The sequence below is a fragment of the Microbacterium sp. 2RAF4 genome (assembly GCF_052115285.1).
GTDB lineage: Bacteria > Actinomycetota > Actinomycetes > Actinomycetales > Microbacteriaceae > Microbacterium > Microbacterium oxydans.
The window spans coordinates 1,045,507-1,068,429 of sequence record NZ_JBFRGI010000002.1 but is presented as its reverse complement, the minus strand read 5'-3'; the positions used below and the strand labels follow the sequence as shown (position 1 = coordinate 1,068,429).

Here is a 22,923-nt window from a genome sequence, read left to right as displayed (position 1 = left end):
GGGAGCGCACCGACGGCCTCCTGCGACAGAAACGGAACACCATGGCACAGGCGAACACCCGCGAGATCGGGATCATCATGAACGGCGTCTCCGGGCGCATGGGCTACCGGCAGCATCTGGTGCGCTCGATCCTCGCGATCCGCGAGGAGGGCGGCATCGAACTCGCCGACGGCTCCCGCATCACGGTGAAGCCGATCCTGGTCGGACGCAACGAGGCCAAACTGGCCGAGCTGGCGGCGAAGCACGGCATCGACGACTACACGACAGATCTCGACGCGGCGCTCGCCGACCCGCAGTGGGAGATCTACGCCGACTTCCTCGTGACCAAGGCCCGCGCCTCCGCGATCCGCAAGGCCATCGCCGCCGGCAAGGCGATCTACACCGAGAAGCCCACTGCCGAGTCGCTCGAGGAGGCCCTCGAGCTCGCGCGCCTGGCGGATGAGGCGGGCGTCAAGACCGGCGTCGTGCACGACAAGCTGTATCTCCCCGGTCTGCAGAAGCTCAAGCGCCTGATCGACTCCGGGTTCTTCGGCCGCATCCTCTCCGTCCGCGGCGAGTTCGGCTACTGGGTGTTCGAGGGCGACTGGCAGCCCGCGCAGCGCCCGAGCTGGAACTACCGCACCGAGGACGGCGGCGGCATCATCACCGACATGTTCCCGCACTGGAACTACGTGCTGGAGAACCTCTTCGGCGAGGTCAAGAGCGTCTACGCGCAGGCCGCCGTGCACATCGCCGACCGCTGGGACGAGAAGGGCGAGCACTACACCGCCACCGCGGAGGACGCCGCGTACGGGATCTTCGAGATCGAGGGCGGCGTGATCGCCGAGATCAACTCCTCGTGGACCGTGCGCGTGAACCGCGACGAGCTCGTCGAGTTCCAGGTCGACGGCACCCACGGCTCCGCTGTGGTCGGACTGTTCGGCGCGAAGATCCAGCCGCGCAACGCCACCCCGAAGCCCGTGTGGAATCCCGATCTCGAAGACACGCGCGACTACGACGCCGACTGGCAGGACGTGCCGACCAACGACGTGTTCCTCAACGGCTTCCGCCAGCAGTGGCAGGAGTACCTGGTCTCCTACGTCGAGGGCACCGAGTACCCGTTCGACCTGCTCGCCGGCGCACGGGGTGTGCAGTTCGCCGAGGCGGGACTGACCTCCAGCGCCGAGGGTCGCAAGATCGCCCTGTCGCCGCTGACCCTGGGCTGAGGCGCGCATGAGCACTCTGCGCCTCCTCCACCCGAGCGGTGAGACGTTCGCCGCGACCCTCAACGACTCGGGCGCGTTCGCCCGCCCGACGGCGCCGTTGCAGAGCCGTGTCGCCTACGCCGCCGCACACGTCGTGCCGAAGGTGCACGCCGACAACACCCCGGGACAGCCTGCTGACATCGACTGGGATGCCACCCTCGCCTTCCGCCGCAACGTGTACTCCTGGGGTCTCGGAGTCGCCGATGCGATGGACACGGCGCAGCGGAACATGGGCCTCGACGCCGTGGCCACCCGCGAGCTGATCGCCCGCAGCGCCCAGGTCGCGCGCGAGGAGGGCGGTTCGGTCGTGGTCGGAGTCAACACCGACCACATCGCCGAGACGCACATCCCTCTCGAACAGGTGATCACGGCCTACACCGAGCAGCTGCACTTCACCGAGGAGCAGGGTGCAGGTCCCGTGCTGATGGCCTCGCGCCACCTCGCCCGTGTCGCTGCGGACGCCGCCGACTACCGCCGTGTGTACCGTGAGGTGCTGTCGCGAGCCACGACCCCCGTGGTGCTGCACTGGCTGGGCACGGCATTCGACCCCGAGCTCGCCGGCTACTTCGGTGCGGAGGATTGGCAGACCGCGTCCGAGGTGCTGCTCCAGATCATCGCCGAGAGCCAGGACAAGGTCGCTGGCGTCAAGATGAGCCTGCTGAACGCCGACTCCGAGATCGCGGTGCGCTCGCGCCTCCCCGAGGGCGTCAGGATGTTCACCGGCGACGACTTCAACTATGTGGACCTGATCGACGGCGACACGGACCGCGCCCACTCCGACGCGCTGCTGGGAGCCTTCGCCGCGATCACCCCCGTCGCGTCCGCGGCGATCCAGGCGCTGGATGCGGGAGACACTGCCGAGTACCGGCGGATCCTCGGCCCGACCGAGGCGCTGAGCAGGCAGGTGTTCGCTGCGCCCACCTTCTACTACAAGACGGGCGTGGCGTTCCTCTCCTGGTTGAACGGGCACCAGCCTGCGTTCCAGATGGTCGGCGGGCTGCATTCCGCGCGCAGCCTGCCGCATCTGAGCCGCATCGTCGAACGCGCGAACGACTCGCTCGCGCTCGAGCAGCCCGACCTCGCCCGCGAGCGGTGGCACCGCATGTTGCGAGTGAACGGAGTGGACGCATGAGCCGCGATGCGCAGACTCCGGATCCGCGACTGTCGATCAATCAGGCGACCATCAAGCACGCCGACCTCGCGACGGCGCTGCGGGCCACGGCCGGCGCCGGTGTGCGGTCGATCGGACTCTGGCGCGAGCCCGTGAACGACGTCGGTCTCGACGTCGCAGCGCGGATGCTCGGAGACTCGGGGCTGCGGTTCTCGACGCACTGCCGAGGCGGCTTCTTCACGCTCCCGGACGGGGCGGAGAGGCACGCAGCACTCGACGACAACCGCCGTGCGATCGAGGAGACGGCGACGCTCGCGGCCGCGGGAGCCGAAGGATCCACCGCTGTGCTGGTGCTCGTCGCCGGCGGTCTGCCCGCAGGATCGCGCGACCTGATCGGAGCGCGCGAGCGCGTGCGCGATGCCATCGGCGTGCTGGCCCCCGAGGCGAAGGCGGCGGGTGTGACGCTCGCGATCGAGCCGCTGCACCCGATGTACGCCTCCGATCGCGCCGTCGTCTCGACGCTCGGTCAGGCGCTCGACATCGCGGGCGACTTCGAGCCCGATGTGGTGGGTGCGGCCGTCGACACGTTCCACATCTGGTGGGATCCGCAGGTGCTCGAGCAGATCGCGCGCGCCGGCCGGGAGGGTCGCATCGCCACGTACCAGGTGTGCGACTGGAAGACGCCCCTCGCGGACGATGTGCTGCTCTCACGGCACTACACCGGCGACGGGGTGATCGACTTCGCCTCGCTCACCCGCGCCGTGATCGCGACCGGGTACGACCGTGACATCGAGGTCGAGATCTTCAACGCCGACATCTGGGCGGACGCCCCGGATCACGTCGTGCGGCGGACTGCCGAGACGTTCGCCGAAGCCGTCTCGCCGTACCTGAGATGAGGATCTCCGGTCGTCGGCGCGGTGTGACCCCTCGCGGTGATGCTGCGGTGGGACCGTGGCAAGTAGGATCTGGGTCATGACCAAGCCCGCAACGTCCGCGGAGCGGCCAGCGCGGTCTCCGCGTCATGTGCGAGGGCCCGCCCCCACCCTGCACGACGTCGCACGCGAGGCGGGGGTCTCGCTGGCGACCGCATCGCGCGTGCTGAACGGCTCCGAGCGGAAGGTCGCCGAGTCGTTCCGCGAGCGGGTGGAGTCCGCGGCCGGGAAGCTGGGGTACACCGCCAACGTCTCGGCCCAGTCGATCGCGAAGGGCACGTCGCCGGTCATCGCCCTGCTCGTCGCCGACATCGCCGACCCCTACTTCGGACAGATCGCATCGGGCGTCGCCAGGGGAGCGGACGAGGAGGGGCTGGTCGTGACGATCGCGATCACCGAGAGGGACCAGGCGCGGGAGGCGCGGATCGTGCGGGCCCTGCGCGGGCAGCGACCCCGAGGCCTGATCCTCGCGGCCTCTCGCACGCAGGAGGCCACAGAGGCCGAGACCGCGCACGAGCTCGCGGAGTTCGTGCGGCAGGGCGGCCGCGTCGTGGCGTTCGGGCCCGACGGCGAGGGAGAGCGTCACATCGAGATCGACAACCGCTCCGGTGCGGAGGAGCTGGGTCGTCTGATGGCAGAGCGCGGATACCGCCGTGCCATCGTTCTCGGCGCGGCGGACGGGGTGCGCACATCGGATGATCGTCTCGTCGGCTTCCGCGCCGGATTCGAGCAGGCGGGTGGCGCGATCGAGGGCGTGCATCGTGGCGACTTCCGTCGTGAGTCCGGGGCTGCCGGGATGCGGGCGGCCCTCGACCGCGGAGTGGAGGCCGGCACCCTCGTGTTCGCGATCAGCGACGTGGTGGCACTCGGGGCGATGTCCGCGATCCGTGACGCAGGGCGCGAGATCGGCACCGACATCGCGATCTGCGGTTTCGACGATGTCCCCGCGAGCAGCGATGTCTCCCCCGCACTGACGACGGTGCGCGTGCCGTTGAGCGACGTCGGGTACCAGGCGTTCCGTGCGACGGTCGACGTCGAGTGGGTGCAGGCCCCGTTGCCGCTCGAGGTCATCGTGCGTGCCAGCACCCCGATGGTCAGCTCGTGACCAGGGTCGTGCTGGCCCCGGACAGCTTCAAGGGCACGATCACCGCGGTGGATGCGGCCGTCGCGCTCGCGGAGGGCTGGGCATCGGTCGAACCGGACGCCGAGTTCGTGCATCGACCGATGGCGGACGGCGGTGAGGGCACCGTGGCGGCCTTCGAAGCGGCGGTGCCCGGCGCTGTGCGGATGCCCCTCACGGTCGACGGCCCTGCCGGGGAGCGGGTCGACACGTTCTGGCTGCTGCTGCCGCCGACGGGAGACGCCCCCGACGGCACGGGTGTGATCGACCTCGCCTCGACCTCGGGCATCGAGCTGCTGCAGGAGCTGCGTCCCTGGGATGCGGACACGACCGGCCTCGGTCAGGCCCTGGCCGCGGCCATCGATCACGGTGTGTCACGCCTCGTCGTCGGCATCGGCTCCAGCGCGTCCACCGATGGGGGCACCGGGATGCTCTCGGCCCTCGGTGCGCGGTTCGTCGATGCCACCGGCGCTCCGGTCGCTCGCGGCGCACGTGGCCTCGCTGACATCGCGTCCGTCGATCTCACCGGGCTGCGCGCGGCACCCGAGGTGCGGGTGCTCACCGACGTCACGAATCCGCTCATCGGCCCGCGCGGTGCCGCCGTGGTGTTCGGCCCCCAGAAGGGGCTGCGATCGGTGGACGACATCGCCATCGTCGACGACGGCCTCGGCAGGCTCGCCGAACTGCTCGCCATCGACCCCGCAGGGCCGGGCTATGGCGCTGCCGGCGGAACCGGGGCCGCCCTCGTCGCGTGGGGTGGCGAGCTCGCTCCCGGTGCTGCGGAGGTCGCCGAGCTCATCGGTCTGCCCGAGGCGCTCTCCGACGCCGACGTGATCATCACGGGGGAGGGGTCCTACGACGGCCAGTCCGGAGAAGGCAAGGTGCCGTCATTCCTCGCGACGCTCGTGGCCGACGCCGGAGCCGTGGCGATGCTCGCGGCGGGGCGGGTCACTCCAGACGCCGACACCTCGTCGTTCGCCGACGTCGCGTCCCTCACCGCGCTGGCCGGTTCGTCGGAGGCGGCGCTGGCCGAACCCGTCCGCTGGCTGCGTGCCGCCGGCGCCTTCCTGGCGCGTCCCGCAGTGGCTCGTGCCGCCGCACCTCGTGCCGCAGCGGGAGGCGAACCGTCCTGACCGTCGGCTCGACACCGACGGTCAGTGCCCGTCAGACGCCGAGCGCGGCGGAGACCACGGCGCGTGCTTCGGCCTGCACCTCGGCGAGGTGCTCAGGACCGCGCAGGCTCTCCGCATAGAGCTTGTAGACGTCTTCGGTGCCCGAGGGGCGCGCAGCGAACCAGGCGTGCTCGGTCTGCACCTTGAGACCGCCGATCGCCGCGCCGTTGCCCGGGGCGTGGGACAGTTTCGCTGTGATGTCCTCGCCGGCGAGCGCGGTCGCCGTCACCGCCTCGGGAGCGAGCTTGCCGAGGGTCGCCTTCTGCTCCGGGGTCGCCGGCGCGTCGACACGCTGATACGCCGATGCGCCGAAGGCGGACTCCAGTTCGCGGTACCGCTCCGAGGGGGTCTTCCCGGTGACCGCGATGATCTCGGCGGCCAGCAGGCACAGCAGGATGCCGTCCTTGTCCGTCGACCAGACCGAGCCGTCCTTGCGGAGGAACGAGGCACCGGCCGACTCCTCGCCGCCGAAAGCGACCGAGCCGTCGAGCAGCCCGGGGACGAACCACTTGAATCCGACCGGAACCTCCAGCAGGCGCCGTCCGAGCGACTCGGCGACGCGGTCGATGATCATGGACGAGACCAGCGTCTTGCCGATCGCGGCGTCGCGTGGCCACCCCTCGCGGTGCGAGAACAGGTAGTCGATGGCGACCGCGAGGTAGTGGTTCGGGTTCATCAGTCCGGCATCCGGGGTCACGATCCCGTGCCTATCGGCGTCGGCATCGTTCCCGGTGAGGACGTCGTAGGAGCCCTTCTTCGCGACCAGGGATGCCATCGCCGAGGGGGACGACGGATCCATCCGGATCTTCTCGTCCCAGTCGAGCGTCATGAAGCGCCAGGTCGGGTCGACCTCGGGGTTCACGACGGTGAGGTCGAGGTCGTGCATCTCGGCGATCAGCGACCAGTACTCGACGGAGGCCCCGCCCAGCGGGTCGGCGCCGATGCTGACACCGGCGCTGCGGATCGCGTCGATGTCGATGATCGACGGCAGATCGCGCACGTAGGCGTCGCGGAAGTCGTAGCCGGTGAGGGAATCCCAGTCGATGTCGGCGAAGCGCTCCAGCTTCACGCCCTCGAGCCCCGCGGCGATCAGGGTGTTCGCCCGGTCGGCGATCCAGCTGGTGGCGTCGGTGTCGGCGGGCCCGCCGTGCGGAGGGTTGTACTTGAATCCGCCGTCGCGCGGAGGGTTGTGCGAGGGGGTGACGACGATGCCGTCGGCACGGCCGGGGTCGTCTGCCGCCTTGCCGCGGTTGTAGGTGAGGATCGCGTGGCTGAGGGCCGGAGTCGGCACCCACGAGTCGCGGGAGTCGACGCGCACGTCGATGCCGTTGGCGAGCAGCACCTCGATCGCGCTGCGCTCCGCGGGGAGCGACAGCGCGTGCGTGTCGCGTCCGAGGAACAGCGGACCGGTGATCCCCTGCGAGTCGCGGTAGTCGACGATCGCCTGCGTCGTGGCGAGGATGTGGTTCTCGTTGAAGCTGTTCGACAGCGACGATCCGCGATGGCCACTGGTGCCGAACACGACGCGCTCTGCGGCCACCTCCGGGTTCGGCGTGCGGTCGTAGTAGGCGGCGATCAGTTCGTCGACGTCGATCAGGTCACTTTCCTCCGCGGGGAGGCCGGCACGGCTCGTCATCCTCTCAGTCTGCCCCCTGTTCGGCATGATCGCATCCGGGAGAGGCCCGCTTCCTCCCCCGCCTCGCCGTTCTCGTCGCGATATGACAGCCAGAACCGCCGACGAAGGTGCAATATTGCGACGGGAGGAGAAGTCACCCGGGGGAGCGGCGGCGTCACCGAGGGATAAGGTGAAACCCGTGACTGAACGCCGCACCTACAGCTATCTCGGCCCCGCCGGCACCTTCACGGAGGCGGCGCTCGATCAGGTGGCCGAAGCCCGCGGTCAGGAGTGGCGCCCCGTGCACAACGTGGGCGAGGCTCTCGCCGACGTGCTCGAGGGGCGCAGCGACGCCGCGATGATCGCGATCGAGAACTCGATCGAGGGCGGGGTCTCCACCACGCAGGACGCTCTGGCGACCCTCCCCGGTCTGCGCATCATCGGCGAGTACCTGGTGCGGGTGAACTTCGTGCTGGTCGCCCCGCGCGGCACGACGCTCGACCAGGTCGAGGTCATCGCGGCGCATCCGGTCGCCTACGCGCAGTGCCACGGCTGGCTCGGCGCGCACCTGCCGTCGCACTCGCACGTGCCGGCCTCGAGCAACGTCGCCTCCGCGATCGGTGTCCTCGACGGAACTCTGCCGGCCCAGGCCGCCATCGCTGCTCCCGGCATCGTGAACCACTACGACGTCGACGTGCTGGCGGAAGGCATCGGCGACAACGCGCAGGCGGTGACCCGTTTCGTGCTGGTCACCCGCACGACCCGTTCACCGGAACCGACCGGTGCGGACAAGACGTCCCTGATCGTCGAGCTTCCGCACGACCACCCCGGATCGCTCCTGGAGATGCTCGAGCAGTTCTCGACCCGCGGCATCAACCTGTCGCTCATCGAGTCGCGGCCCATCGGCGATGAGCTGGGGCGCTACCGGTTCGTGATCGACGCCGACGGCCACATCGAGCACGAGCGCATGGCCGATGCGCTGCTCGGCATCCGCCGGTTCAGTCCTCGTGTCGTCTTCCTCGGGTCGTACCCGCGCGCGGACCGTCAGATCGTGCAGTACCCGGACCGCTACTCGGACGACGTGTTCGTCGAGGCGCGCGATTGGCTCCGCGGGATCCTCTCCGGCGAACCGGAGTCCTGACTCCCCGTTCGTCAGGCCGTGGAGGCGCTCAATGCTCCTGGAAGCGCGGCCAGTCGCTCCCCGGCGTCATGTGCGAATGCAGCGCACCCTTCGCCGAGGCGAGGCTCGGGTAGGTGCCCGTCGTCGCGTCGGCCCCGACCATCGTGACGGTGTAGCCGTCCTCGTCGTGGCGGATGCTGCCGACCACGCCGTTGCGTCCGTAGGCCACCCAGAGTGCGAGTGTCTTCGTGGTGCTCATCGTCGAACCCCTCTCTCTGCCGCCGAGGCTACGCCTGCCCGCACGGTAAGGCCAGGGCTTGACAAGCGCCCGTCACCGTCGGTTCAGAGAGCGGCGGCGATGAGCTCCAGAGTCTGCGCTCGTCCGGTCGGGGCGTCCTTCGGCTCGGCGTCGTAGGCACCGGCGACCGGAGAGAGCATGACCTCGTCGACGCCGTGGCGCTCGGCGAAGGCACGCACCTCGGCCGCGACGCTCTCACCCGTGCCGACGAACCAGCGAGCGCGGGCGGCCTGCACGACCTCGTCGGTCGCCGGGTCGGTGGCGGCGGACATCGCCTGCTCGACGGTCTCGAGCGCGGCGAGGGGCTGATTGAGCCGCAGGCGCGCCATCATCCGCAGCTGCGGCAGCGCGCGAGCCTCCGCCTCGTCCTGGGTCGGCGCCGCCACCGCGTTCACGGTGAGGAACGTGCGCGGCTCAGGGTGCTCTTCGCTGGGACGGTACCCGGTGCGGTAGAGGTCGAGCGCGCGTTCGAGACCCTGCCCCGAGAAGTGGTTGGCGAAGACGTAGGGCAGCCCGTGGGATGCGGCGAGCTGGGCCGAGTAGTCGCTCGAGCCGAGCAGCCAGACCTCGGGGGTTCCGGTCGCGGCCGGAGTGGCACGCACGGTGTACTCCCCACCCGAGGTGAAGCGCAGGGCGGCTCCCTCACCGGAGAGGAGCGCGGCGATGTCCTGCACATGGCGCGGGAACTGCTCCACGTCGCTCGTGGTCCCCGAACCGCGGAGCAGCTGAGTGATGACCGGGTCGCTTCCCGGTGCGCGGCCGAGGCCGAGGTCGATACGGCCGGGCGCGATCGCCTCGAGCGCCGCGAACTGCTCTGCGACGATGAGCGGCGCGTGGTTGGGCAGCATCACGCCGCCCGAACCCAGCCGCACCCGGGAGGTGCGAGTGGCTGCGGCGGCGATCAGCACCGGGGGAGTGGTCGACGCGACCGACGGCATGTTGTGGTGCTCGGCGAACCAATAGCGGCGATAGCCGAGGCGGTCGGCGACCTCCGCGAGAGCGAGCGAGGCGGCGACGGCCTCTGCGCTGGTCTGGCCGGTGCGAACCGGGACGAGGTCGAGGACGGAGAGAGCTGTATCGGGCATCCTCCGGTGCAACGCGTCCGCAGGCGCCGTCATTCCCCGTCTCGCCCGGTTCGCCCGACGGTGTTCAGGACCCGCCGGGGTGGGGGCGACGGCCACGCCGCCCCCACCCCGGCGGTCAGGCCTTGATCCGTTCGTCAGGCCTTGATCGGTCGGTCAGGCCTTGATCGCCTCGCGCTGATCAGCGGACTCCACCGTGATCTTGCGCGGCTTGGCGCGCTCGCTCACCGGGATGATCACCGACAGCACACCGCTCTCGTACGAGGCGCTGATGCCGTCGAGGTCGACGCCCTCGCCGAGCGAGAACTGCCGCAGGAAGGAGCCGGATCCGCGTTCGCGGGCGAGCCAGCGCACACCGTCACGGGTGTCGGGGGTGCGCTGGGCGCGGATCGTGAGCTGACCGCCGTCGAGATCGACATCGATCGAGCCGGGGTCGGCCCCGGGAAGGTCGGCGTGGAGCACATACCGGTCTCCGTCGCGGAACAGGTCCACCGGCATCGGCCGGGGAGCGCGAACGGAGTCCAGCACGCTCGCGGCGAAGCGGTCGAGCTGGCTGAAGGGGTCGAAGGTCAGTGCCATGAGGTTCTCCTTTCGTGCTGCCCAGAGGGCGAATCGATGGTGCAGGAGATCTGCACCGTTGCTATAGATTTTTTATACGACAACTCGTGCTAGATTTGCAACTCCGATTCCCGTCGACCCCAGGGGATGACCGCATGCCGCATCGTGACAGCCGGACGCCGCTCTACGGCATCGCCGTCGCAGCGCAGCTGGTCGAGCTCCCCGAGGCGACGCTCCGCCTGTTCGAGAGCAAGGGCTTGCTCACCCCCGCCCGCAGCGAAGGCGGAACCCGCCGCTACAGCGATGACGACATCGAACGGCTGCGGCGGGCAGCCTCACTGCGTGAAGACGGGGTGAACATCGCCGGGATCGCTCGGATGCTCGATCTGCAGGATGCGAACGACGACCTGCAGGTGCGCAACGAGCAGCTCCGCGAGGCTCTCGATGCTCAGCGCGGGAGAGGCCGCCGCTCCGCCGACTGATCGATGGTGCGAAGCGGTCGACCGCCCATCGGACCCGACCACTACCGTTGAGGCATGGAAGCAGGCATCTTCTACGTCCTCGTCGGCTCGGTCGCCGTCGCCGCCTTCGCGCGGTGGCGTGGATGGCCTGCACCGCTGCTCGTGACCATGGTGGCGCTCGCTGCGTCGTTCCTCCCGTTCGTGCCCGATCTCGACATCGACGGGCATGTGCTCCTGAGTCTCGTGCTGCCGCCGCTGCTGTACTCGGCCGCCCTCGACGTCTCCTTCGTCGGGTTCAAGCGCAGCCTGCCGCAGATCCGCCGTCTCGGGATCTGGCTCGTGCTGCTCACGGCCCTCGCGGTCGGGTTCGTCGCCTGGTGGATCCTGCCCTCGCTCACGCTTCCCGGCGCACTGCTGCTGGGCGCGATCGTCGCTCCTCCCGACGCGGTGTCCGCAGCGGCGATCGGTCGTCGGCTCGGACTGCCTCGACGCATCATGACCGTGTTGTCGGGCGAGAGCCTCATCAACGACGCGACCTCGCTCACCCTGTACCGGGTCTTCGCGGCGATCCTCGCAGGGGCGACGGTCTCGGTGTGGGGCGGTGTCTGGCAGTTCCTGCTCGCGGTCGGCGTCGGCGTCGCCGTCGGACTCGTCTTCGGGATCGTCCTGCACCAGCTGCGCATGCGCATCAGCGATCCGGTCGTCATCGGCACCTTCGGGCTGCTCGCTCCGTTCGGCGCCTACGCGATCGCCGAGCACCTGCTCGGATCCGGGGTCCTCGCGGTCGTGGCGATGGGACTCTACGTCGGCTACAACTCGCCGCGCACCGACTACACCACACGCCAGCAGGAGAAGCCGCTGTGGCTCTCGGCAGATCTGCTCCTGGAGAGCTTCGTCTTCGCCTACATCGGACTGCAGTTCCCGCGAGTGCTCAGCGATCTCGGCAGCGAGTCCGTCGGACAGATCCTGCTGCTCTCCGGCGCGGTGCTGCTCGTGGTGGTCATCGTGCGACCGCTGTACATCTACCCGACCAGTGCGTGGTCGAACTTCCAGGACCGCAAGCGTCTCGAACGCTGGGATCGCGGCGTGGAATCCGGGGAGTTCGAGAAACGTCATCGCACGTCGCGCCGCTGGGGGAACTACACGGCCGACGAACTGCGCAGCCACATCGTGCGGGAGCAGATGGCGGGGCTCACCCTCACCTGGAAGGACAGCGCCGTCATCTCCTGGGCGGGCATGCGCGGGGTGGTGACGCTGGCGATCGCGGTGGCGGCGGCCGACCTCGCGACCCTCGACACCGAGGCGTCGCACGCGATCGTCGTCGTCGCGTTCATCGTGACGGTGGGCACCCTGCTGCTGCAGGGGCTGACGCTGCCCATGCTGATCCGTGGCCTCGGCATCGAGCGAGACGCGGACGAAGCGGAGGACGAGGCGGCTCTTGCCGAAGTGCGAGAGAAGAGCCGCGAAGCCGGCAAGGCCTATCTCGCCGAGAAGCGCGTGGAGTGGGAGGCGAAGTACGGCGAGGTCGATCTGCGCGTGTTCGACGCGTTCACGAAGCGCATGACCCGGGTCGAGAAGGACACCGACGAGGCGCAGAAGGTCGAGGATGCCGCGAGCCGGCCCTCCTACGACGACCTCGTCGCGCTGTCCAGGGGGTGGTTGCAGGTGCGCCGCGACATCCTCCTCGCCGAGCGCGACGCCGGCAACCTCGACGAAGAGGTGATGCGGGAACTCATCGCTGCGATGGACGCCGAGGAGCTCGCGCTCGACACGCGCGGCGCCACCCGCCAACAGAGCCGCGCCTGACCCTCCCTCCCTCCCTCCCGCTCTCCTCGCTCCTCGCTCCGCCGAGACCCATCGTCGTCGCCCAGACCCATCGTCTGAGACGTCTGCGACCGTGGGTCCCGACGACGCGCGTGGGTCTCGGCGGAGGAGAGAGAGAGAGGGTCAGCGAGCGCTGACCGGCTCCTTGTCGGCGGACGCGTCCGACTCGGGAGCGTCGTCGTCGCCGGAGTCGTCGTCGCCGGAGTCGTCGGCGAAGGGCAGGCCCTCACGCGGTGCGTTGTAGAGCTCCTCGTTCAGGATGCCCTCGCGCTTGGCGACGATGGTCGGGATCAGCGCCTGACCCGCGACGTTGACCGCGGTGCGGCCCATGTCGAGGATCGGGTCGATCGCGAGCAGCAGCCCGACGCCCTCGAGCGGCAGGCCGAGCGTCGACAGCGTCAGCGTGAGCATGACGACCGCGCCCGTGGTTCCGGCGGTGGCGGCTGAGCCGACGACCGAGACGATGACGATCAGCAGGTACTGCACGAAGTTCAGCTCGATGCCGAAGAACTGCGCGACGAAGATCGCGGCGATGGCCGGGTAGATCGCTGCGCAGCCGTCCATCTTCGTGGTCGCGCCCAGCGGCACGGCGAAGGAGGCGTAGGAGCGGGGCACGCCGAGGTTGCGCTCGGTCACGCGCTCGGTGAGGGGCAGCGTGCCGATCGAGGAGCGGCTGACGAAGGCCAGCTGCACCGCGGGCCACACACCGGAGAAGTACTGCTTGATCGACAGGCCGTGCGTCTTGACCAGGACGGGGTAGACGACGAACAGCACGAGCGCCAGGCCGATGTAGACCGCGGTGGCGAACCAGCCGAGCGAGGCCAGCTTCTCCCAGCCGTACTTGATCACTGCAGAGCCGATGAGTCCGAACGTGCCGAGCGGGGCGATGCGGATGATCCACCACAGCACGCGCTGGATGACCTTCAGCAGGGACTCGGTGAAGACGAGGAACGGCTCTGCCTTCTTGCCGGCCTTGAGCGCCGCGATGCCGACGACGGCCGCGACCACGATGACCTGCAGGATGTTGAAGCCGACGCTGGAGCTGAAGGTGCCTTCGACCGCGCCGGGGTTGGTGCTGACCGTGAGCCCGAGGAAGTTCTGCGGGATCAGGCCCAGCAGGAAGTTCCACCAGGTGCCGACCGTGTACGGGTCGCCGGTCTCGAGGCCCTCGCCGGCCCGGTTGCCCGGCTGGATCACGAGGCCGAGGACGATGCCGATGATCACGGCGACGAACGCGGTGATCGCGAACCACAGGATCGTCTGCCCGGCCAGGCGTGCGGCGTTCTGCACGCGACGCAGGTTCGAGATGCTGGCGACGATGGCGGTGAAGATCAGCGGAACGACGGCGGCGCGCAGCAGCGTCACGTACGAGCTGCCGATCGTGTCGAGGGTCGCCGACAGACCGTTCGGGTTCTCGGCGGTGGCGCCGAGCTGGCGGCCGATCAGACCGGCGGCGACGCCGAGGACGAGGGCGGCGAGGATCTGGAAGCCGAACGACGTCAGCAGCTTCCGAACCGGTCCGCGGGTGTCTGGCGCCTTCTGGGCGCGTGCGGTGGTGCTCATGGGGTGGGGACTCCAGGATCGCGGCGCGCCGAGTGCGCGCCATGAGGCCCAACGTTATGGCTCCCTGGGAATTCCCTGGGTGGATATGACGAAGGATGACGCACCTGGGCTCAGTGGGGGGTGAGTTCAGCGGGGAGCGAGCACCAGCAGTTCTCCCACTTCGCAGTCGAGCGCCTCGCAGATCGCGCGCAGCGTGGAGTAGCGGATGGCCCGGGCGCGGTCGTTCTTCAGGACCGACAGGTTCACGATGCTCACCCCGACCGCGGCGCTGAGCTCGGTGAGCGTCATCCCGCGCTCAGCGAGGAGCTCGTCGAGCCGGCAGTGGATGCCGGTGAACTCGTCGTCGCTCTCCGCCGGGGTCACACCAGTCCCTCCGTGTCCTTCTGCAACCGCTCGGTCTCCTGCTGCAGTCGCTCGCGCTCCTGGTCGAGGCGTATGCCCTGACGGAACACAGCGGCGAGGGCGAGGAGCCCGAGCGCACCGGCGAACGGCAGAGGGGAGACGTTGAGGGAGAAGTTCGGGTACCACTCGCTGTCCGGCGGGAAAACCTCGCGCAGACCAGTGGTCGCCGCGATGGCGCCGAGGAGATCGGTGGCCACCCCGAACACCAGCACGGCGATTGCCCCGACGGTGAGAGCGCGCGTCACGGTCTCTGAGAACGCGCGACCTCGCAGCGTCTGGAAGCAAATGACCATGAGCATCGCGACAGGCGTCGTGGAGAAGGCCAGCGAGGCGAGCTGCGCGGCGCCCGCGAGCGCCCGGAGCCCGAGCGAGGCGTTGGCCACGGTGAAGTTCGTGATCGAGCCACCGCCGCATTGAAGGGCCGCAGCGGTTACCTCAGCCGCGTCGCTGCAGGGGAGGTCGGTGGGCCAGGGGGCCCAGAGCGACCCCGACGCGATCTCCGCCCAATCGGTTGCGAACACCTTGAGGATGATGATGATCGCACCGACGGCGGACAGGATTACCCACCAGCCGGAGACGGTGAGTGCCGCGTCGATCGCGAGTGTGCGGCTACCGCGGCGTCGGCCGCGCCAGACGACGATGCCCACGATCACGGCGATGACCGCCAGTCCGATCCCGATCTGGCCGAGCGAGGTCCCGAGGTCTTCCGAACTGATCCCGAACATCAGACGAGTCCTTCCGTGTCCTTCTCGAGCGCGAGCTTCTCGTTCTGCAGGCGGATGCCGCGGCGGAACGCGACGGCGATCAGGCCCACGGTCACGCCGGTCGCGAAGATCGGGGCGACGCTCCAGAACTCGATCGGATGCGCAGGCTCTCCCTCGCCGAGGCCGAGTGCTGAGGTGACGCCGTTGCGGCCCATGGTCTCGAACATGACGATCAGGATCGGCGCGACCACCAGGGTCCAGCCGATCACATCGAACGCGCGGGCGTTGCCGCGCACGAAGAAGCGTCCGCGCAGGAAGTTCCACGCGACCAGCGTGACCGACCCGATCACCAGCAGGGCCGCGAGCGCCCACAGGCTGATGGCGGCGATGATCGCCGCGACCGACACCGCGTTCACATCGGCGGCGAAGACCATCGCATCCTGGGCTATCCCCTCGACGGAGATCGCGCCGGAGTCGGTGGTCGCCGAGATCGGCTGCTCGTCGATCGGGATCGACCACGCGATCCCCGAGTCGCGGAAGGTGCCGGCGACGCGCAGGATCGTGGCGAACGCCACCGTGACCAGAGCCGCGGCGGCGTAGAGGATCACGGCGATCGCGTCCGCCGTCTCGGAGCGGGTGGCCCTGGTGGTGGCTGCGGTGGTGTTCATCAGACGAGTCCTTCCGTGTCGCGCTGCAGGCGCTGACCGATCTCGAACGCGCCGGCGACGACCACGAGCGCGAAGCCCCACCCGAACGGAGCGAGGTCGATCGACATCTCGAACGCCGGGACGCCGGCGGAGACGAGGTCCAGTTCGAGCGCGATCTCGCTGAACGCGTTCGCGCGCACCGCCTGGCTCATCAGACCACCCGCCATGACCGCGAGCGCAGCGACGGCGATGCCCCAGGTCGCCGCGCTGCCGAACGGGCGACCGATCAAGAGACGGATGCACAGCCAGGCCACCGCCACGCAAAGCACGAAGGGGCCCAGGATCGCGAGAGCATCGGCGATCGCGAGCAGGAGGCGGGGGGAGAGGCTCAGGCCGGTGGCGGTGAGCGTGACGGTGTCGTACTGCGCCTCGGAGATGTTCGAGGACGCCGCGAGCACCGCGGGCGCCTCGACCGTGCTCAGCGGCATCGACGGGACGGTGACGGACGGGCTCGTCATCAGGACGGCGGTGCGGACGCCGGCGCCGATCAGATCGACGACGGCGATGGCTCCCGCGGCTCCCGCGATGACACCCAGCACGGTCTTCTCCACCAGGCTCGCCGCTCTGGTCGCGGTCGGTGCATCGGTCATGGCGCCTCCTTCTCCGTGGTCCGGCTCGGACCCGTTGTTATCGACTTTCGTTAACATAACGACAGTCGATAACCCCGTCAACCTCCGGTATGCCCACGGCGAACACGGGCATACGTGCCGTTCGCGGTGGTTACTCTCGATGTACAGGCGCAGAGAACGCTATAGGTGTCAGCGCTTCGCCCCGTGCGAATAAGGAGTCACAGCATGTTCGAGAGATTCACGGACCGAGCCCGTCGAGTGGTCGTCCTCGCCCAAGAAGAGGCGAAGATGCTCAACCACAACTACATCGGAACCGAGCACATCCTGCTCGGTCTCATCCACGAGGGTGAAGGTGTCGCTGCCAAGGCGCTCGAGTCGCTCGGCATCTCCCTCGACGCCGTGCGCGAGCAGGTGCAGGACATCATCGGCCAGGGTCAGCAGCAGCCGACCGGCCACATCCCGTTCACCCCGCGCGCCAAGAAGGTGCTCGAGCTCAGCCTCCGCGAGGCCCTCCAGCTCGGCCACAACTACATCGGAACCGAGCACATCCTGCTCGGCCTCATCCGCGAGGGCGAGGGCGTCGCCGCCCAGGTGCTCGTCAAGCTCGGCGCCGACCTCAACAAGGTCCGCCAGCAGGTCATCCAGCTGCTCTCCGGCGCTCCCGGTCGCGAGCCGGCGTCCGTCGGTGCGCAGACCAACGACTCGCAGGCGGGCGCTCAGGGCGGTTCGGCTGTGCTCGACCAGTTCGGTCGCAACCTCACCCAGGCTGCGCGCGACAACAAGCTCGACCCGGTGATCGGGCGCGAGAAGGAGGCGGAGCGGGTCATGCAGATCCTCTCCCGCCGTTCCAAGAACAACCCCGTCCTGATCGGCGAGCCCGGTGTCGGCAAGACCGCCGTCGTCGAGGGCCTCGCGCAGGCGATCGTCAAGGGCGATGTGCCCGAGACGCTCAAGGACAAGCAGCTCTACTCGCTCGACCTCGGCTCGCTCATCGCGGGTTCCCGCTACCGCGGTGACTTCGAGGAGCGCCTGAAGAAGGTCACCAAGGAGATCCGCACGCGCGGCGACATCATCGTCTTCATCGACGAGATCCACACCCTCGTGGGTGCGGGTGCCGCCGAGGGCGCGATCGACGCGGCCAGCATCCTCAAGCCTCTCCTCGCCCGCGGCGAGCTGCAGACGATCGGTGCCACCACGCTCGACGAGTACCGCAAGCACTTCGAGAAGGACGCCGCGCTCGAGCGCCGCTTCCAGCCGGTGCAGGTGAACGAGCCGACGCTGCCGCACGCGATCAACATCCTCAAGGGGCTGCGCGACCGCTACGAGGCGCACCACAAGGTGCAGATCACCGACGGCGCGATCGTGGCCGCGGCGAACCTCGCCGACCGCTACGTCTCCGACCGCTTCCTCCCGGACAAGGCCATCGACCTGATCGACGAGGCCGGCGCACGTCTGCGTCTGTCGATCCTGTCCAGCCCGCCCGAGCTGCGCGAGTTCGACGAGAAGATCGCCGCCGTGCGCGAGCAGAAGGAAGTGGCCTCCGAGGAGCAGGACTTCGAGAAGGCCGCCTCCCTGCGCGACGAGGAGAAGAGCCTCCTCGCCGAGCGTCTGCGCCTCGAGAAGCAGTGGCGCGCGGGCGACGTCGCGACCCAGGCGGTCGTCGACGAGGGCCTGATCGCCGAGGTGCTCGCCCAGGCGACTGGCATCCCCGTGTTCAAGCTGACCGAGGAGGAGTCCAGCCGACTCGTCTTCATGGAGAAGGCGCTGCACCAGCGCGTCATCGGTCAGGAGGAGGCCATCGCCGCCCTCTCCAAGACCATCCGTCGTCAGCGTGCCGGCCTCAAGGACCCGAAGCGTCCCTCCGGCTCGTTCATCTTCGCCGGCCCCACGGGTGTCGGAAAGACCGAGCTGGCCAAGGCTCTCGCCGAGTTCCTGTTCGACGACGAGGCTGCGCTGATCTCCCTCGACATGAGCGAGTTCGGCGAGAAGCACACCGTCTCGCGTCTGTTCGGTGCCCCTCCCGGATTCGTCGGATTCGAAGAGGGCGGCCAGCTCACCGAGAAGGTGCGGCGCAAGCCGTTCAGCGTGGTCCTCTTCGACGAGATCGAGAAGGCGCACCCGGACATCTTCAACTCGCTGCTGCAGATCCTGGAAGAGGGTCGTCTCACCGACGGTCAGGGTCGGATCGTGGACTTCAAGAACACGGTCATCATCATGACCACCAACCTCGGTGCCCGCGACATCGCCGGCGGACCCGTCGGCTTCCAGATCGAGGGCAACGACTCGACCAGCTACGACCGGATGAAGGGCAAGGTGAACGAAGAGCTCAAGCGGCACTTCAAGCCCGAGTTCCTCAACCGTGTCGACGACATCATCGTGTTCCCGCAGCTGTCGAAGGAGGAGCTGGTGCAGATCGTCGATCTGTTCACCAAGCGCCTCGGCGAGCGTCTGCTGGACCGCGACATGACGATCGAGCTGTCGCAGGCCGCCAAGGAGCGTCTGATCGAGATCGGCTTCGACCCGGCACTGGGCGCCCGACCGCTGCGTCGCGCGATGCAGCACGAGGTCGAGGACCGTCTGTCGGAGAAGATCCTGCACGGTGAGCTCAACTCCGGAGACCACGTGAAGGTCGATGCGAAGGACGGGCAGTTCCTGTTCGAGCACGGCCCGCGCGATGGCGGTCCCGTCGCAGTCGGTGTCAACACCGGTGGCGGCGCGATCTCCGGCACCCCCGACCTGGCGGTCGCCAGCGGGGAGTGACCTCCCGGAACCACGAGAAGGGGCGGATGCTGCGGCATCCGCCCCTTCTCGCGTCTCCGCCTCGTGCGAAAACCCAGACCATGCCGCGGCGCCTCGGCGTGTCCAGGCCGGACACGCCTCGAGGGCATCGGACGGTCTGGGTTTTGGCATACCGACCCCGGCTGAGGGACATGCCCAGGGGTGGGTTCTAGGCTTGTGGTGTGAGCGAGTACATCGTCCGGCCGGCGCGCAGCGCCGACATCGTCGGCATCCGTGACCTGCTGCAGCCGCTCGTCGAACAGCGCATCCTGCTCGGCAAAGACCTGGCGGTGCTGTACGGCGCGGTGCAGGAGTTCGTCGTCGCAGAGGCCGACGGCGTGCTGATCGGATGCGGGGCGCTGCACGTGTTCTGGGAAGACCTCGGCGAGGTGCGCACTCTCCTCGTGCGAGACGACTGGCTGCACCACGGTGTCGGGCGCGCGATCGTCGACCGCCTGGAGGAGAACGCCAAGACGCTCGGCCTGACCCGCCTGTTCTGCCTGACGTTCGAGGTCGACTTCTTCGGGCGGCGCGGTTACACCCCGATCGGCGAGCAGGTGGTCGACTCGGACGTGTACTCGCAGCTGCTGCGCAGCGGTGATGCGGGTGTGGAGGAGTTCCTCGACCTCGCCCACGTCAAGCCGAACACGCTCGGCAACACGCGCATGCTCAAGGTGCTCTGACCTCGCACGGACGTCCGCGTGTGCCGTGGGGCCTCCCAGGCTGAGCGCGGCGGATCGCTTAGCCTGGAGTCATGCCCCGTCGCTCTGCCGCCGTCTACCGTCGTCGGCGACTGGTCGTCATCCTCGGCCTCATCCTGGCCGTCGCTGCGATCGGCATCGGCTCCTGGTTGCTGATCGCCCGTCCGTGGGCCTCGGCCGACACGTCATCGACGCCGACGTCGACCCCCTCCACGTCGCCGTCACCGTCCGCGGACACCACGGCCGAGGGGCAGTCGCCCTCTCCCGATCCCTCCGCCGAGCAGACGCCGGCGATCGTCGCCTGCGAGGCCGCAGACATCGAGGTCGCCGCCGTGACCGACGCCGAGAGTTATGCGCCCGGCGTTCTGCCGAAGCTCTCGATCTCGCTGACCAACAAGGGCACGAAGGACTGCACTCTCGACGTCGGCTCCGCCACCCAGGCGTTCAAGATCTCCAGCGGCTCGGATGAATGGTGGCGTTCGACCGACTGCCAGGAGAACCCGAGCAGCATGATCGTCACCCTCACGGCGGGTACCACGGTCACGAGCAAGGACCCCGTCACCTGGGATCGCACCCGGTCGAGTGTCGAGACATGTGCCCAGGAGAATCGACAGCGAGCGCCTGGGGGCGGAGCCTCGTACCACGTCGAGGTCTCCATCGGCGGGTTCACGAGCCCCTCGAGCGCGCAGATCCTGCTCTACTGAAAGACGTCGCACCGACGACCGATGGTTGCGCGGCTCCGCCCCGCTGACTTCGAAGCGATCTCAGGCGGCGCGCTCGAAATCCGTGGTCGTTCGAGGGAGATGGCACGAAATGGAGCGATGTCGCATGCCTTCGGTGCACGATGCTGACATCCCCCACTCTTTGGGATACCATAGAAGCGACTCTCCGCATCTGCGGCAACAAGCCATCCCCAGTGGCGTCGAACTACAGCGTCCCCAGCGCTTCGACATCGCCGCACGAGAGTCCGAGGGCCCTCTCGAGTACCCCAGTCCCCAATGTGGGACTCGAGAGGGCCCCAATCGTCTCCGCTGTCGGATCGGCACTCTGTGCTCGGCGCTCTGCATAAGCTGGATGCATGGCAGCGAAGAAGGCGAAGTCCGGAAAGAACAAGCCGGCACCCGAGGATTTCCGTTCGGACGCTCTGGCGCAGGCTCTGGAGAAGCAGGATGTCGCTGCGGTCGCGCTCGCCCTCCGGCACGGCACCACGATCGTCCCGCTCATCAAGCCCGGCGCGCGGGACAACCCTCTCGACAGCGGCGAGGTGTGGACGTATCGCGACCCGAACACCGGTGACCTCGCCCTCCTGCTCTTCAGCGACGCGAAGAACAAGCCTGCCAACCTGCCTCCAGGAGTGGGCATCTACAGCGCGGACTGGCTGCGGAAGTTCCTCGCGGCGCACCCGATCACGACGGTGTTCCTCGATATCGCCGGACCGCACCCCATGCAGGCCGATCCCGCTGAGCTGCTCAAGGCGCTCGACGCCTGACACGCGACGCCTGACCTTCCACGTCAGAACCTCGACGTCAGACCGTCGACGCGGAAGCGCAGGCGGTCAGAACGGGGGGATGTCGCGGTCGGCACGGCGTGAGGTGTTGCGGGCGCGCACATCGCTCAGCGCGGCTCGGAGCGTCTTCGAGCGATCGTCGACCACCTGCTCGTAGCCGAGGCGCGCGGCCTCGGAGCGTCGCTGGGCCGCCTGCGTGACCGGCCTGATCTCTCCGGCGAGGCTCAGCTCACCCACCGCCGCGACCGTGCGCGGAACCGAGATCTGCTGGATGGAACCCGCCACGGCGATGGCGATAGCGAGGTCGGCCGCGGGCTCGGTGAAGCGCACTCCGCCGACCGTGGACACGTAGACGTCGAGGCTGCCGGTCGCGATGCCGGCTCTCTTCTCGAGGATGGCCAGCACCATGGCGACCCGCGAGGAGTCGACGCCGTGCACGATGCGGCGCGGGTTCGGGGCGTTGCTCGGCACCGTGAGCGCCTGCACCTCGACGGGGAGGGCACGTCGACCCTCGAGCGAGATCGCCACGCATGTGCCTGGTTCGGTCGCCCCCTGCGAGAGGAACAGCCCCGAGGGGTCGGGCACTTCGGCGATGCCGTCGCCGGTCATCTCGAAGCAGCCCACCTCGTCGGTCGGGCCGAAGCGGTTCTTGAGCGCGCGGACGAAACGCAGCGAGGTCTGCCGGTCGCCCTCGAAGTGGCACACGACGTCGACGAGGTGCTCGAGCACGCGGGGCCCGGCGACCTGACCGTCTTTGGTCACGTGGCCGACGATGATGATCGGAAGGTCGCGATCCTTGGCGATGCGGATCAGCGTGGCGGCCACCTCTCGCACCTGGCTGGGCTGGCCGGCGGCGCCGTCGATCAGGGAGGACGAGACGGTCTGCACCGAGTCGACGATCATGAGTTGCGGCTTGACCTCGTCGATGTGGCCGAGGATGGTCGCCAGATCGGTCTCGCTCGCGAGATACAGCTCGTCGTGCAGCGCGCCGGTGCGCTCGGCGCGCAGGCGCACCTGACCGGGGGACTCCTCGGCGCTCGCGTAGAGCACGCGGCGTCCGCCGCGAGCCGCCTGCGCTGCGACCTCGAGCAGAAGCGTGGACTTGCCGACGCCGGGTTCGCCGCTGAGCAGGATCGCCGCCCCCGGCACGATGCCGCCGCCGAGGACGCGGTCGAACTCGCCGACGCCGCTCGATCGACGCGGTGCATCCTGCGTCGTGATCTGCGTGATGGGGCGTGCGGCACGGTCGGCGGTCGGCGCGACCGGACCGACCCGACGGAGGATGCCGGTCTGCGTGGCCTGCTCCTGCACCGTTCCCCACTGCTGGCACTCGCCGCAGCGTCCGACCCACTTGGCGGTGGTCCACCCGCATTCCGTGCACACGTACGCAGGAGGAGCGGGTTTCCGGGTGGCCATGCCCCCAGGCTATCGCCGGCATCTGACATCCCTATCGGT

22 protein-coding genes are annotated in these 22,923 nt (G+C 69.0%); 12 read left to right on the top strand and 10 right to left on the bottom strand.

The window, feature by feature from the left end; all coding sequences use genetic code 11:
- Positions 1 to 41 precede the first annotated feature (41 nt).
- From AB4070_RS09635 to AB4070_RS09615, 5 genes are all read left to right on the top strand, one after another.
- Complete coding sequence (locus tag AB4070_RS09635) at positions 42 to 1,205, top strand: Gfo/Idh/MocA family protein (protein ID WP_046747686.1); 1,164 nt, start codon at positions 42 to 44, stop codon at positions 1,203 to 1,205.
- A 7-nt stretch (positions 1,206 to 1,212) separates the two neighbouring features.
- A complete protein-coding gene (locus tag AB4070_RS09630; protein ID WP_441979885.1) occupies positions 1,213 to 2,376 on the top strand; it encodes a dihydrodipicolinate synthase family protein in 1,164 nt (387 codons plus the stop codon).
- Entirely contained in the window at positions 2,373 to 3,251 is an 879-nt protein-coding gene (locus tag AB4070_RS09625; RefSeq protein ID WP_441979884.1) for a sugar phosphate isomerase/epimerase family protein, read from the top strand. Before AB4070_RS09630 ends, AB4070_RS09625 begins: the two co-directional genes overlap by 4 nt.
- 76 nt (positions 3,252 to 3,327) lie before the next feature.
- Positions 3,328 to 4,392, top strand: a complete 1,065-nt coding sequence (locus tag AB4070_RS09620; RefSeq protein WP_441979883.1) for a LacI family DNA-binding transcriptional regulator — start codon at positions 3,328 to 3,330, stop codon at positions 4,390 to 4,392.
- Positions 4,389 to 5,540: a glycerate kinase gene (locus AB4070_RS09615; RefSeq protein WP_441979882.1), complete on the top strand. Its 1,152-nt coding sequence runs from the start codon at positions 4,389 to 4,391 to the stop codon at positions 5,538 to 5,540. Before AB4070_RS09620 ends, AB4070_RS09615 begins: the two co-directional genes overlap by 4 nt.
- 31 nt (positions 5,541 to 5,571) lie before the next feature.
- Here AB4070_RS09615 and pgm read toward each other — a convergent pair whose 3' ends face one another.
- Entirely contained in the window at positions 5,572 to 7,215 is a 1,644-nt protein-coding gene (pgm, locus tag AB4070_RS09610) for a phosphoglucomutase (alpha-D-glucose-1,6-bisphosphate-dependent) (RefSeq protein WP_441979881.1), read from the bottom strand.
- Between the two features lie 169 nt (positions 7,216 to 7,384).
- On the opposite strand from pgm, the gene pheA reads away from it, so the two are divergent.
- Positions 7,385 to 8,335, top strand: coding sequence for a prephenate dehydratase (gene pheA / locus AB4070_RS09605; RefSeq protein ID WP_441979880.1), 951 nt, complete (start codon positions 7,385 to 7,387; stop codon positions 8,333 to 8,335).
- Positions 8,336 to 8,363: 28 nt separating this feature from the next.
- On the opposite strand, the gene AB4070_RS09600 is transcribed toward pheA, so the two are convergent.
- From AB4070_RS09600 to AB4070_RS09590, 3 genes are all read right to left on the bottom strand, one after another.
- Positions 8,364 to 8,573 carry a hypothetical protein gene (locus AB4070_RS09600; RefSeq protein WP_045264467.1) on the bottom strand — a complete coding sequence of 70 codons (210 nt, stop codon included), beginning with the start codon at positions 8,571 to 8,573 and terminating at the stop codon, positions 8,364 to 8,366.
- Positions 8,574 to 8,656: 83 nt separating this feature from the next.
- Positions 8,657 to 9,697, bottom strand: a complete 1,041-nt coding sequence (locus tag AB4070_RS09595) for an LLM class flavin-dependent oxidoreductase (RefSeq protein ID WP_441979879.1) — start codon at positions 9,695 to 9,697, stop codon at positions 8,657 to 8,659.
- A gap of 153 nt (positions 9,698 to 9,850) precedes the next feature.
- The gene (locus AB4070_RS09590) at positions 9,851 to 10,273 is read right to left on the bottom strand and encodes an Hsp20/alpha crystallin family protein (protein ID WP_441979878.1); all 423 of its coding nucleotides are present in this window, start codon (positions 10,271 to 10,273) and stop codon (positions 9,851 to 9,853) included.
- Between the two features lie 134 nt (positions 10,274 to 10,407).
- On the opposite strand from AB4070_RS09590, the gene AB4070_RS09585 reads away from it, so the two are divergent.
- Together AB4070_RS09585 and AB4070_RS09580 are read left to right on the top strand one after the other, a co-directional pair.
- On the top strand, positions 10,408 to 10,734 hold the full coding sequence (locus AB4070_RS09585) for a MerR family transcriptional regulator (protein WP_046747595.1): 327 nt from the start codon (positions 10,408 to 10,410) through the stop codon (positions 10,732 to 10,734).
- Positions 10,735 to 10,788: 54 nt separating this feature from the next.
- Complete coding sequence (locus AB4070_RS09580; RefSeq protein ID WP_441979877.1) at positions 10,789 to 12,519, top strand: cation:proton antiporter; 1,731 nt, start codon at positions 10,789 to 10,791, stop codon at positions 12,517 to 12,519.
- Between the two features lie 141 nt (positions 12,520 to 12,660).
- On the opposite strand, the gene AB4070_RS09575 is transcribed toward AB4070_RS09580, so the two are convergent.
- The 5 genes from AB4070_RS09575 to AB4070_RS09555 form a co-directional block, all read right to left on the bottom strand.
- On the bottom strand, positions 12,661 to 14,100 hold the full coding sequence (locus AB4070_RS09575) for a dicarboxylate/amino acid:cation symporter (RefSeq protein WP_441979876.1): 1,440 nt from the start codon (positions 14,098 to 14,100) through the stop codon (positions 12,661 to 12,663).
- A 126-nt stretch (positions 14,101 to 14,226) separates the two neighbouring features.
- A complete protein-coding gene (locus AB4070_RS09570) occupies positions 14,227 to 14,463 on the bottom strand; it encodes a helix-turn-helix domain-containing protein (RefSeq protein WP_282848957.1) in 237 nt (78 codons plus the stop codon).
- Complete coding sequence (locus AB4070_RS09565; RefSeq protein ID WP_441979875.1) at positions 14,460 to 15,227, bottom strand: hypothetical protein; 768 nt, start codon at positions 15,225 to 15,227, stop codon at positions 14,460 to 14,462. The genes AB4070_RS09570 and AB4070_RS09565 overlap by 4 nt, the downstream gene beginning before the upstream one ends.
- Positions 15,227 to 15,874: a hypothetical protein gene (locus tag AB4070_RS09560; protein WP_441979874.1), complete on the bottom strand. Its 648-nt coding sequence runs from the start codon at positions 15,872 to 15,874 to the stop codon at positions 15,227 to 15,229. The genes AB4070_RS09565 and AB4070_RS09560 overlap by 1 nt, the downstream gene beginning before the upstream one ends.
- Positions 15,874 to 16,503, bottom strand: a complete 630-nt coding sequence (locus AB4070_RS09555; RefSeq protein ID WP_441979873.1) for a hypothetical protein — start codon at positions 16,501 to 16,503, stop codon at positions 15,874 to 15,876. Before AB4070_RS09555 ends, AB4070_RS09560 begins: the two co-directional genes overlap by 1 nt.
- Positions 16,504 to 16,707: 204 nt before the next feature.
- Here AB4070_RS09555 and AB4070_RS09550 point away from each other — a divergent pair, with 204 nt between their 5' ends.
- The 4 genes from AB4070_RS09550 (at position 16,708) to AB4070_RS09535 (ending at position 21,450) form a co-directional block, all read left to right on the top strand.
- Positions 16,708 to 19,242 carry an ATP-dependent Clp protease ATP-binding subunit gene (locus tag AB4070_RS09550; protein ID WP_046747599.1) on the top strand — a complete coding sequence of 845 codons (2,535 nt, stop codon included), beginning with the start codon at positions 16,708 to 16,710 and terminating at the stop codon, positions 19,240 to 19,242.
- Positions 19,243 to 19,442: 200 nt separating this feature from the next.
- Positions 19,443 to 19,943 (top strand): amino-acid N-acetyltransferase, encoded by a 501-nt coding sequence (locus AB4070_RS09545; protein WP_046747600.1) that lies wholly within the window; start codon positions 19,443 to 19,445, stop codon positions 19,941 to 19,943.
- 71 nt (positions 19,944 to 20,014) lie between these two features.
- Complete coding sequence (locus tag AB4070_RS09540; protein WP_441979872.1) at positions 20,015 to 20,665, top strand: hypothetical protein; 651 nt, start codon at positions 20,015 to 20,017, stop codon at positions 20,663 to 20,665.
- A gap of 374 nt (positions 20,666 to 21,039) precedes the next feature.
- On the top strand, positions 21,040 to 21,450 hold the full coding sequence (locus AB4070_RS09535) for a hypothetical protein (protein WP_046747602.1): 411 nt from the start codon (positions 21,040 to 21,042) through the stop codon (positions 21,448 to 21,450).
- A gap of 66 nt (positions 21,451 to 21,516) precedes the next feature.
- Here the strand turns inward: AB4070_RS09535 and radA are convergent, their stop codons facing one another.
- Positions 21,517 to 22,884: a DNA repair protein RadA gene (gene radA / locus AB4070_RS09530; RefSeq protein ID WP_441979871.1), complete on the bottom strand. Its 1,368-nt coding sequence runs from the start codon at positions 22,882 to 22,884 to the stop codon at positions 21,517 to 21,519.
- Positions 22,885 to 22,923 lie beyond the last annotated feature (39 nt).

Bases quoted from the DNA above. Each gene is read 5' to 3' on its own strand.
- AB4070_RS09635 (WP_046747686.1), top strand. From the start codon at position 42: ATGGCACAGGCGAACACCCGCGAGATCGGGATCATCATGAACGGCGTC.
- AB4070_RS09585 (WP_046747595.1), top strand. From the start codon at position 10,408: ATGCCGCATCGTGACAGCCGGACGCCGCTCTACGGCATCGCCGTCGCA.
- AB4070_RS09625 (WP_441979884.1), top strand. From the start codon at position 2,373: ATGAGCCGCGATGCGCAGACTCCGGATCCGCGACTGTCGATCAATCAG.
- AB4070_RS09595 (WP_441979879.1), bottom strand. From the start codon at position 9,697: ATGCCCGATACAGCTCTCTCCGTCCTCGACCTCGTCCCGGTTCGCACC.
- AB4070_RS09540 (WP_441979872.1), top strand. From the start codon at position 20,015: ATGCCCCGTCGCTCTGCCGCCGTCTACCGTCGTCGGCGACTGGTCGTC.
- AB4070_RS09550 (WP_046747599.1), top strand. From the start codon at position 16,708: ATGTTCGAGAGATTCACGGACCGAGCCCGTCGAGTGGTCGTCCTCGCC.
- radA (WP_441979871.1), bottom strand. From the start codon at position 22,884: ATGGCCACCCGGAAACCCGCTCCTCCTGCGTACGTGTGCACGGAATGC.
- AB4070_RS09575 (WP_441979876.1), bottom strand. From the start codon at position 14,100: ATGAGCACCACCGCACGCGCCCAGAAGGCGCCAGACACCCGCGGACCG.
- pgm (WP_441979881.1), bottom strand. From the start codon at position 7,215: ATGACGAGCCGTGCCGGCCTCCCCGCGGAGGAAAGTGACCTGATCGAC.
- AB4070_RS09620 (WP_441979883.1), top strand. From the start codon at position 3,328: ATGACCAAGCCCGCAACGTCCGCGGAGCGGCCAGCGCGGTCTCCGCGT.
- AB4070_RS09555 (WP_441979873.1), bottom strand. From the start codon at position 16,503: ATGACCGATGCACCGACCGCGACCAGAGCGGCGAGCCTGGTGGAGAAG.
- AB4070_RS09560 (WP_441979874.1), bottom strand. From the start codon at position 15,874: ATGAACACCACCGCAGCCACCACCAGGGCCACCCGCTCCGAGACGGCG.
- AB4070_RS09565 (WP_441979875.1), bottom strand. From the start codon at position 15,227: ATGTTCGGGATCAGTTCGGAAGACCTCGGGACCTCGCTCGGCCAGATC.
- AB4070_RS09580 (WP_441979877.1), top strand. From the start codon at position 10,789: ATGGAAGCAGGCATCTTCTACGTCCTCGTCGGCTCGGTCGCCGTCGCC.
- AB4070_RS09600 (WP_045264467.1), bottom strand. From the start codon at position 8,573: ATGAGCACCACGAAGACACTCGCACTCTGGGTGGCCTACGGACGCAAC.
- AB4070_RS09535 (WP_046747602.1), top strand. From the start codon at position 21,040: ATGGCAGCGAAGAAGGCGAAGTCCGGAAAGAACAAGCCGGCACCCGAG.
- AB4070_RS09630 (WP_441979885.1), top strand. From the start codon at position 1,213: ATGAGCACTCTGCGCCTCCTCCACCCGAGCGGTGAGACGTTCGCCGCG.
- AB4070_RS09590 (WP_441979878.1), bottom strand. From the start codon at position 10,273: ATGGCACTGACCTTCGACCCCTTCAGCCAGCTCGACCGCTTCGCCGCG.